The organism is Salinicola sp. (assembly GCF_982684285.1).
The window spans coordinates 1-2,801 of sequence record NZ_CEXLVS010000366.1 but is presented as its reverse complement, the minus strand read 5'-3'; the positions used below and the strand labels follow the sequence as shown (position 1 = coordinate 2,801).

Sequence of the window (2,801 nt, the reverse complement as noted above, 5' to 3'; positions counted from 1 at the left end):
GCGAAGGTTCCCACCGCAACGCCGATCACGATCAGCACCGGCAGCACGAAGTTGAGAAACAGGTTGGTGCGCACGCCCTCGAACGGCTGCAGGTCGGTGAGCTCCTCGCCGAGCAGCGGATCGGCGCCGTCGCGAAACACCTTGCCCTCGTTCTGGGCGCGGGCCTCGGCACGCTTCAGCGGGCCGAAAAGCGGCACGATCCCGACGATCACCAACCCGACCATCAACACCGACATCCAGGCATAGAGATTGAAGGGTACGGCGTAGACGAAGGCCTGCATGGCATCGCCTGCGGTCTCGATGGGCCCCATGCCGATCAAGAGCCCCGAGATGAATACCGCCCACCCCGTAATCGGCACCAGCACGCTGACCGGTGCCGAAGTGGAATCGGCGATATAGGCCAGTTTCTCGCGCGAGACCCGGTAGCGGTCCGTCAGCCCGCGCAGGGTGGAACCGACGAACAGCGGGCTGAAGTAGTCGCTGAAGAACACGAACATGCCCATGAACCAGCCGACCAGTTGGACCCGCACCCGCGACAGCGCGCGCGCCTCGACCCAGGCGGTGAAGTTGCGGATCGCCCCGGTACGCTGGAAAAAGGCGATGACCGTGCCGATGAACAGCTCCAGCAGCAGAATCCAGGAGAAATCCGTGGTCCCCAACGACGTCTTGAGCAGATTGGGGAAGCCGAACAGCCCCCGCCCCATGACCGTGACGCCGACGACGCAGGCCACGGCGAGGGAGAAGATCGTGTTACGCGTCGCGAACGCCAAGACGATGGCAAGACAAGCCGGCAACAGTGACAGCATGCCGTAGTGCACCTGAGGGTCCATGATGACTCCTTGATTGTTGTGCGTTGTGGGTCTCGATGACGCTTCGGTAGCGGTGGATTTTCAGTCGAAAGCGACCAGGCGTGCTCAGGCCTCGTCACGCCCCTTGCGCTGTTCGTGGGCGCGAATGGCGTCGAAGGCCAGCCTGCGAACGGGATCGGGCGGCATCCAGCTCGGCGTGCCGAAGAGGCCGGGAATATCGACTCCCGGCTGTTTCAGCGCGAGCTTCGCCAGGGCCTCGCCCAGCAAGGTGCCCTTGACGATGCCGCCGCCGTTGCATCCCGCCGACACGAACAGGTTCTCCGCCACTTCCCCCCACAGCGGGGCACCGTTGTAGGTCAGGCCGGTGGTGCCGCCCCAGACCCGCTCGAATTCAATGCCCGCCAGTTCCGGATAGCGTGCGACCAGGCTCGACTTGAGTCCGGCGGCGACGGCTGCGTTGTCCCTTTCCCGCTCGTAGCTGTACTGGGCGCGGATCATCAAGCGGCCATCCGCCGTGGTGCGTAACGTGCAACCCAGCCGGTGGCTTGGCAGCAGCCCCCAGGGCCCGGCTCCGATGGCGGCCGTCAGCCCCGGCGAGAGCGGCGCAGTCAGCGCGGCGTAGGTGTAGATGGCGGTAAGGCGTGAGGCATCGGCGCCCAGAGGACGTGCAAAGGCGTTGTTGGCGAGTACCACCTGCCGGGCCCGCAGCGACCCCTTCGGGGTGCTGACCCGCCAAGCCCGGTTGTCCCGTTGCACGGCCAGTGCCGGGCTCCGTTCGTGACACGCCACCGCCTCCGGCAGCGCATCGACCAATCCGCGGATCAGCGCCGCCGGCTGAACGAGATAGCAGTCGGGCGAGTAGATTCCTTCGGCGTAGTAGCGGGTGCCCAGCGCGGCCTCGAGCTGCTCGCGCTCGAGGCGCCGATGGGACAGCCCCGCAGCCTCCAGAAAACCCCGATACCGGGCCAGCGCACGTCGCCCCTCGTCGCCCCGGGCGGCCCGATAGGTACCGGTGCGCTGGAGCTGGCAATCGATGGCGTGCTCGTCGACCTGCGCCTTGAGCGTTGCCATCGCCCCACGGCTCAGCGCATTGAGTGTCGACATTCGCGCCAGTTGATCCGCGGAAGCATCGTTGGCCAACGCGATCTCCAGCATGAATCCGGAGTTGCGTCCCGGACTGCCCTCCCCGGCCGCCTCGGCATCGATCATCACGATGCGACGGTCCGGCGCCAGACGATGATAGGTCCGTGCCACGGCGACGCCGGTGTAGCCCGCGCCCACGATCGCCAGATCCGCGACCTGATCCCCCTGGAGCTCGGGTCGCGAGGTCGGGGCGGGCAGCAGCGCCTGCCAGCCGCAGGGGCGAAGATGGGACGGTTGAACCGCTCTCGACATGATCGTCACTCCGCCTGCAGTAAGCCGTGGGCTTGCGACACCAGGCTCTCGGCCTGCTCCGCCATCATCGCCAGTACCTCCTGGCGATGAGCCGGCGTCATCCGCGACTTGAGCATCGAGCAACTGAAGGCGCCGAGACAGCGTCCGCTGTGGTCGAGAACGGGAATCGCCAGGCCCGTGAATTCAGGCAGGCTCGAACCCTCGACGCCGCGGGCGTGGCCCTCCTGATGGAAACGCGCGATCTCCCGCTCGACGGCGTCGACGCTGATCTCGTAGCGCTCTTGCAGCAGCTCGCGGTTGGCCGCGAGGATCCATTCACGCTCCCGGCTCTCGAGCGAGGCCAGCAGCGCGATCGAAGCCTGCCCCACTCCCAGCGGCACGCGACCGCCGATCGAGGCCACGATTGCGCTGTCGATCCTGTTTCTCGCCAGTGTCGCTGGTCTCGCGTACCTGCTCGCCATGGAGCTCGTGGATCGGATCCGGGTACGGGACGAGCTCGAGGTCGCCCGCCAGCTCCAGAGCGACCTACTTCCCGACGAGTCTCCCCTGCTGAGGGGCTACGGCTTCGCACACTCCTACCGAACCGCGAACACCATA

2 protein-coding genes and 1 pseudogene are annotated in these 2,801 nt (G+C 66.5%); all 3 read right to left on the bottom strand.

What is annotated here, in order from left to right; all coding sequences use genetic code 11:
* Nucleotides 1-830, bottom strand: a pseudogene (locus AC3AYF_RS19900) (Na+/H+ antiporter NhaC family protein); the annotation flags it as partial.
* 84 nt (nucleotides 831-914) lie between these two features.
* Nucleotides 915-2,204: an NAD(P)/FAD-dependent oxidoreductase gene (locus AC3AYF_RS19895; protein ID WP_295035908.1), complete on the bottom strand. Its 1,290-nt coding sequence runs from the start codon at nucleotides 2,202-2,204 to the stop codon at nucleotides 915-917.
* Between the two features lie 5 nt (nucleotides 2,205-2,209).
* Nucleotides 2,210-2,605, bottom strand: coding sequence for an IclR family transcriptional regulator domain-containing protein (locus AC3AYF_RS19890; RefSeq protein ID WP_487780254.1), 396 nt, complete (start codon nucleotides 2,603-2,605; stop codon nucleotides 2,210-2,212).
* Nucleotides 2,606-2,801 lie beyond the last annotated feature (196 nt).